3 protein-coding genes are annotated in these 7,633 nt (G+C 44.9%); 2 read left to right on the top strand and 1 reads right to left on the bottom strand.

Annotated elements, in window-relative coordinates; all coding sequences use genetic code 11:
- Nucleotides 1–947 precede the first annotated feature (947 nt).
- Complete coding sequence (locus tag ACWB0I_RS10855; protein ID WP_479388083.1) at nucleotides 948–2,318, bottom strand: CoA-disulfide reductase; 1,371 nt, start codon at nucleotides 2,316–2,318, stop codon at nucleotides 948–950.
- A 151-nt stretch (nucleotides 2,319–2,469) separates the two neighbouring features.
- Here ACWB0I_RS10855 and ACWB0I_RS10850 point away from each other — a divergent pair, with 151 nt between their 5' ends.
- Together ACWB0I_RS10850 and ACWB0I_RS10845 are read left to right on the top strand one after the other, a co-directional pair.
- A complete protein-coding gene (locus tag ACWB0I_RS10850) occupies nucleotides 2,470–3,903 on the top strand; it encodes an NAD(P)/FAD-dependent oxidoreductase (RefSeq protein WP_479388082.1) in 1,434 nt (477 codons plus the stop codon).
- A 433-nt stretch (nucleotides 3,904–4,336) separates the two neighbouring features.
- The gene (locus tag ACWB0I_RS10845; protein WP_479388081.1) at nucleotides 4,337–7,273 is read left to right on the top strand and encodes a M1 family metallopeptidase; all 2,937 of its coding nucleotides are present in this window, start codon (nucleotides 4,337–4,339) and stop codon (nucleotides 7,271–7,273) included.
- Nucleotides 7,274–7,633 lie beyond the last annotated feature (360 nt).

The raw sequence follows: 7,633 nt of genomic DNA, 5'->3' as shown, positions 1-7,633 counted from the left end.
TCGGATATTTTATTATTAAAGGAAATTTGGAGAAAATTTTTTAAGATGAATAAATAAGAAAGGATACCTCTGTCCAAAATTTAAAAAAAATCGATTTTTATTTGACTTTTAACATAACGGTTGAATGGTTGAATAGATAAATGGTGCTGGGTGTCATTCTGATTCCTGCTTTAGCGGGAGGAAGAATCGTTTAACTGGTAAACTGAACGCCCCCTCGTCCCGATTTTCAGGGACTGGCCAGCCCGTCTGGACGGCTGTCCAGCCGGTTGGAGCGCAGCGGAAATCCCGATTCTCGGGGGCAGGTCTGTCAGGCGCCGCCTGACAGGCAAAGCAGTCACAAATGGCGCAAAGAGGATTTAAATTAAAAACTAATTGCCCTCACCCCCTCGATCTTCCTCTCCCAAAATAAAAATCTGGGAGAGGGGGAAGGATTGTGGGGGAGATTTTCTATCATTGCCCCATCTACCACCAATGGGAATTTGTAATGTTAGCCCGATGCTCATTCAACCATTAAACGGTTTTTATTTCCTCACACAATACAAAAATTTTTGCATTCTTCTCTGGCGGCATAAATCTTTTAAGGGAGATATTAAAATGTCCATTTGTGTAAGCCGTTAAAACGGCTTCCTATTTTGTTCCAGCGGGGTCGATCAAAGTTTAGTGTATTTGCCTTCACCCGCCGTTAAAACGGCGGGCTAATATCATTTCGTCCCTACGGGACTTTTACCTTAACCTATCAACTGTTCATTTGATCTATCTATTTATTATCAGAAATGATTTTGTCATTAAGAAGCGCAAGATTCTTCAAATGAATATTTTAAATCAATGAGCCCTTATTTTTTTCCCGGTGCAGACTTAGTTATATATTACACCTCCCGACAAGGCGGGACTGATCTTTTAAGGAAAGTATTCAAAACCATTAGCCATCATGGCCTGTCCTTCAAATCTTAACGCTGGTTAAGCACCAGCTTTTGGGCCTGGCTGGCTGCAATGAGCACAGGATCCCAAACCGGAGCAAAAGGCGGCGCGTAGCTTAAATCCAATACGCTAACCTGAGCTACGGTTAATTTGTGTTGCAATGCCGTTGACAGGACATCCAGCCTTTTGGCTACACCTTCCTCGCCAATCATCTGGGCGCCCAGTAAGCGCCCGTTCAAAAAATCAAAGATCAGCTTGAGAGTAATGCGTTTTCCGTCGGGATAGTAGCCTGCTCTTGAACGACCTTTGATGGTTACGCTTTTCGCCGGCATTTTTAAACGTTGGGCCCGGGCTTCAGTAAGGCCTGTGCGTCCGACTTCCAGATTGAATATTTTGAGGACGGCGGTTCCTACGACTCCGGCAAAACGCGTTCGCTTTCCGGAGACATTGTCGCCAACGGCACGGCCCTGTTTGTTGGCCGTCGTTCCTAAGGGAATGTAGTCGTACTTGTTGGTGACAATGTTCTTTACTTCGGCACAATCACCAGCGGCATAAACATGTAAGTGACTGGTGCGCAGATGATCGTCCACGCGGATGGCGCCGGTATTACCTATGGCAATGCCCGCTTTTTTGGCTATCTCTACATTCGGTTTTACGCCTAAAGATAAGATGACCAGGGAACAGGCAATTACCTCTCCGTGATCGGTAACAACCCCGCTTACTTCCTGCTGACCTGTAATTTGCGTTACTGTCGTAGAGGTCTTTACAGTAATCCCCTTTTCGATCAAGGTCTGTTCTACCAGGGCAGCCATGTCCTGGTCGATGTAAGGCAGAACCTGCGCTTTCTGTTCAATCACGGTTACCTTTAGCCCGTGTTGCACCAGAGCTTCAGCCATTTCCAGCCCAATGTAACCGGCGCCAATGATTACCGCAGAGCGGTGGCGACCGGATTGTAATTCCTGCTTTAGCTGTTCAGCGCCCCGCAAAGAACGGATAGTGTAAACTCCTTTAAGCTCTACACCTTCTAAAGGAGGGACAATAGGCCGCGCTCCGGTGGCCAGCACCAGTTTATCGAAATGGTGCTTTTCCTGTGTGTTCCCATCCGCTGAGCGGCTGATTACCACTCTATTTTGCAAATTGATTTCCACAACTTCTTGTTGTAAGCGTACATCGATATGATCCTGCAATAGCGCGTTTAGGGGCAGGGCCAGTAAATCATTGCTCTGTTTGATGACATCTTCAATGAAATAAGGCAATCCGCAGGCTCCGTAAGAAACAACATCGGTCTTTTCCAGAACTGTAATTTTAAGATGGGGATTATTGCGTCTTGCCCGCCGGGCCGCCGAAAGACCGGCTGCATTACCACCGATAATAAGCAGATGTTCTGTTTTCGAAATCATTATTTTCCTTGCCAGTTAATGCCCTTTGTCAGAAGAGAAGTTAATCAGCAAAAACATTGTATTCAAATTTCTGCCAAAAATTTCTGATATGCTTGAAAAACAAAATGGTTTTTAATATATTACCCATGAAGTAAAGTATTTTGGAGGTCGCATGGCAAAAGTAGTAATAATCGGTGCGGGTTTTGCCGGGCACACGGCTGCTCTCTATTTAGGCTCAGCACTCGGTAAAAAACATGACATCACTGTAATCAACAAGTACGATTATTTTCTTTTTATCCCTTCATTGATCTGGGTGTCCGTTGGGCACATGAAACCCGAAAAGGTCTATTTTAGTCTGTCCAAGCCTTACAAAAAACTTAATGTGCATTTTGTGCATGGCAGCGCTACAGAAGTTCATCCGGATGAGCAATTTGTGGTAGTGCAAAAGGCCGGGGGAAAAGAAACACTCAACATTGATTATGACTACCTTTTAATAGCCACCGGTCCCAAATTGAATTTTGAGGGGACTCAAAATTTGGGGCCCCAACACGGTTTTACCTATTCAGTTTGTACACTGGAGCATGCCATTCAAACCAGGGATCGTTACCTGGAATTAATCGAGCGCATGAAAAAAGGTGAAAAGTTTAAATTGGTCATCGGTACCGGGCATCCGGGGGCGACCTGTCAGGGAGCCGGTTTTGAGTTTCTGGTTAACGTTCATAAAGATCTGGTCAAAAAGGGTTTACGTGATCGGGCTGAATTAGTCTGGTTTTCTAATGAACCTCGCCTGGGCGATTTCGGCGTGCGGGGCATCCAGATCAGGAAAAAAGGTAAGCTGTTAACCAGTGAAGATTGGGTTCGTTCCATTTTTGAAGAATACGATATTAAATGGGAAATTCAAAAAGGTGTCTATGCCGTTGATGAAAAGACCATTTTCTGGGAAGATGCCAATGGCCATAGAGGGGAAACACGTTTTGATTTTGCCATGTTGATTCCCCAATTTCTCGGTTCGCCCATGAAATATCTGGACAAAGAAGGCAATGATATTTCAGAAAAGATCGTGAACAAGGCCGGCCTTATCCTGGTGGATGGCATCTATGGTTTACCGTACGAACAGCTGGAACAGAACCCGGATGCCTGGCCTTCGGTTTATCAGAACCCCAATTACAAAAATATTTTTGCTGCCGGGATTGCCTTTGCGCCGCCCGGGCCTATTTCACGGCCTACGATTAATCCCAATGGGTTAAGCATTACGCCTGCACCTCCGAGGACCGGCATGGTTTCCGGAATTATTGGGCGTGTGGTGGCCAAAAACATAATTGATTTGATCAAATACGGGCGTATGACACACGCTGAACGGATGTCCGAAATGTTTGCCGCCTGTATCGCTTCTATGGGCGATTCCTTGTGGGATGGAGAAGCTGGTATTATGATTATTTATCCGGTGGTGCCCGACATGCGTAAATATCCCAATGAAATGGGCCGTGATAATTTTGTGACCGACATGGAGTTAGGGCTGGCCGGCGCCTGGATGAAACGCATGATCCACACAACCTTTATGTGGAAGTTTAAGGCCCGTCCGGGTTGGAGTATTATTCCGGAATAGGAGGAATGAACATGTCAAAAAGATATAACAAACTTTACCAACTGTGGCGTTTTATTGTGCTCAACCTGAAAATTTTGAAAGCCGTTGACCGCAGTAAACGTTCATGAAAAGCATTAACCAGGCCTGAATCAATAGTTTTCCCCTGAAGCTTACAATCCAAAGGTCTGCTTTTTTCCGCTTCCTTTTCCACACTCGCTGGCTTTTGTTATTTACTTTCCAGCTTTACCCACAGCGCTCTCCTGTAAAGTGGGCGAGGGGGGCTAAATAGTTTTATCCGGCCTATGGTTGTAGCGAAACGGAAATCCCGAGGCCCATTCAATTTTGTACTCCAAAGCATTACAGTTTTTGAAGCAAGTTTTTCATACTTCTTTGCAACCTTATTAAATATCTTCGTATTATATTCTATCTATGGAAAAATTTTGTAGGAGGACCAATGAACTTACGCGTTATTTGTTTTTCCGTGTTACTTTTTTCGTTTGGATGGGCGCAAAAGCCATACTTTCAACAAGAAGTCCATTACAAAATAAAAGTGGACTTGAATGTGGAAGGGAAAACCTATTCCGGGCATGAGACTTTAACCTACATCAATCATTCTCCGGATACGCTGCGCTTTGTATGGTTACATCTGTATCCCAACGCCTACAAATCGGAGGACACGCCCTTTGCCCGCCAGCAGGAGCAGCAACGAATAAGCCGTTTTCATTTTTCCAAACAAAAAGAGAGAGGCTATCTCAATTTAATAAATCTGACTGCAAAAGGGACAAAGTTGAACTATGCCCTAAAAGAGGATGCAATTGACGAAGCAAGAATCGATTTGCCCGAGCCTTTACTGCCCGGCGATACGATTACGTTCGAAATTGATTTTAAAGGAAAATTCCCCCGCGTCTTTTCCCGAATGGGAACATGGGATCGTTACTATTTTGCTGCCAGCCAGTGGTACCCTAAAATGGTGGTTTACGATCGAGAGGGCTGGCACCCCGATTCGTACCTGGATCAGGGCGAATTCTATGGCGATTACGGCACGTTTGATGTGCAGATTACCCTGCCCCAACAATTTGTCATCGATGCCACCGGAATGCTAAAAGATGATCCACAGGAAGAAGCTTTCATGCAAAGGCTGGCCGATACCACGCGCTATTTTTTAAGTCTGGATAAATACGATCGTAAACAGTTTGTTAAACAATGGATGAAAGACCGCGAAAATCAACTGGATTCGAATAAAACCAAAACCGTGCATTTTTACGCTCAAAACGTGCACGACTTTGCCTGGTTTACCGGACTGCACTATCTGGTATTACGAAAACGACACAATGGTGGAGTCTTAACCAATGTTCTGGTCCATCCCACTTCAGCCTACGATTGGCGCCATGTACCCGACTATGTAAAAAAAACAGTACAGTTCTATGGTCGTAAAGTTGGGTCATATCAGTATCCCAAAGCGTCGGTAGTTCAGGGACAGATGCGCGCCGGAGGGGGAATGGAGTATCCGATGATTACCATCGTTTCCATACCTTACTATAGCTGGAGTAATATTTTAGAAATGGTGGTAATGCATGAAGTGGGCCACAACTGGTTCATGGGTATGCTGGGTTCCGATGAACGCGTTTCTACTTTTTTAGATGAAGGGGTAAATAGCTTTCTGGAATTAAAATACATGGAACATTATTACGGAAAATACAATCTGACTAAATTTAAAAAGTTGTTTTTGGGCTTAGATATTTTCAGGGACTTAGGCGAATGGCAATTACTGCAGATGTCGTATGGAAAGAAGGTGAGTGAAAGGACGGATTTACCGCTCAATTTACGGGCCGAGCAGTACAATCGCAGTAACTATGGGTCCATTAACTACCATAAGGGCACATTGATGTTACTGGCACTGGAAGAATACCTCACACCACCCGTTTTCTGGAAAGCGATGCACAAATACTACGAGCGATGGAATGGTAAGCATCCAACGGTTCAAGATTTTTTCCAGGTCATGGAAGAGGTTTCCGGTAAGCAGCTGGATTGGTTCATTGAGGACTGGTACAATTCTACCACCTATTGCGATTTTGTAATTGATAGAGTAAACAGGAAACGAGCTGGCGATTCAATAAAAGTTGAAGTGTTTGTGCAAAATAAGGGCACCATGAAAGACATGCCCGCGCCGGTGCGGCTGGTCACCGCTGCAGGAGACACCTTGCAAAAATGGTGGGACGTGCATCCTGAGCGCCCTCTGGTCTTTAACATAAAATCTGATCCGGTAAACGTAGAGGTTAATCCACGCCATTCCATCTTTGAAATGAACTACCTGAACAATCAGGCCGGTTTTCCTCCGATTGAGGTTCACTTCTTCCCGCAGATTCCAAGCTTTGAAACGTATGAGATCACTATTTTACCCTATTACTGGTACGAATCGTTTGTTGATAAACATCGTTTGGGCGGCATGCTCTGGGGCGGCAATCCCATTTTTAAACAATGGTTCTGGACAGGCAGCGCCTATTATGCCACGCAATCGAGCAGGATGGGTTACCATGTTACACTTACCAATCGCTTTCATTGGCCGCTGGCTAATTACACGGATATCAAGGCAGAATGGCTCGATATGGACGGCATGCGCAAAGGGGGCTTGTTTTTTAACAGTTGGTTTCAAAAGCGAGGGCAAGATTATCCCCGCAAGCAGTTGAATCTGGCCCTGGAAACGGTTGATCTTTACGATGCCCGATATTATGAGTCTTCCATGTTTGAAAAAGCCCGCTATGAGATGCTTTCGGTGGAAGGCAAGTTTGCAATGCAAACAATGTTACAGGGCGCTTCGGCTACCGTTCGTCTGCAAAAAGGGATGTCGTTGGCCAGTGGCAAAACGGATTTTGCTAAGTTAGAGGCCGAAGGGAACTGGTGGTATCAGCTGGCCAAAAATAGCTGGTTCCGGCTGGAAGGCTATTGGGCCAATATCTGGGGAACAGCTTACCCCCGCCAGGAATCCATCTTTGCCAGCGGCGAAATTGATCCCAGACATCAACAATTTGTCTTTGCCCGTAGAGGACTTCTGGCGCCCAATCGCCATTACACATTGAATCGGGGCATGAAAATGTACGGCTATGGAGACCCGGACAATCGGTATTTTTCAGGTAAGAGCGGCGCCGCATTAAGCCTGACGATTAAGCCGTGGAAATACTTACCGGTGATGTATGGCAGCGGAGCTATGCTGGGACAAAAATCGATGGAACTTAAAGGGCGTCAATGGTTTGCGGAGGCCGGGCTTAAATTCAAGGTACCAGGAATAGAGATGGTTTTCCCTTTGTATGTCAGCCATCCTGCGCCCGGCGAAAAACACCTGGCCTTCAGATTTCTGTTTAAATATACTGTTAGGCTCATCCTCGGTTTTTGAAAAACTTAAAAAGATGAACTTTGCAAATTAAAATCAGCCGGCGAAATTCAGGAAGGTGTTTCGCCGGCGGTTTAGTTTTTAATCTGCCCCTGTTTTAAAAGGCGAATGTTGGGCTCGTTCAACCGTGGGTGAATAACTTGTGGCGCGAATATTTTATTTAATAAAAAATGCTTTGCAGCGCTCTGCATAAGTTTTCATCTTAAGCCCGAAGAACGTGGATTTTTCTTAATTTTTTAAAAATTAATTGGATAGGCCGTTAGTTGAATAAATATAAAGCAGCTTGAATATATACAGCATGCCGCGAAAAATCCAATAAAAACAATGAAATAGGTTGTGTAAAAAAGTTTTTTTCGGCCATTG

It is taken from the genome of Caldithrix sp., assembly GCF_056497305.1.
This window is presented reverse-complemented; position numbering and strand designations above follow the sequence as displayed.

Excerpts from the sequence above, each read along its gene's own strand:
- ACWB0I_RS10845 (WP_479388081.1), top strand. The coding sequence starts at position 4,337 with ATGAACTTACGCGTTATTTGTTTTTCCGTGTTACTTTTTTCGTTTGGA.
- ACWB0I_RS10850 (WP_479388082.1), top strand. The coding sequence starts at position 2,470 with ATGGCAAAAGTAGTAATAATCGGTGCGGGTTTTGCCGGGCACACGGCT.
- ACWB0I_RS10855 (WP_479388083.1), bottom strand. The coding sequence starts at position 2,318 with ATGATTTCGAAAACAGAACATCTGCTTATTATCGGTGGTAATGCAGCC.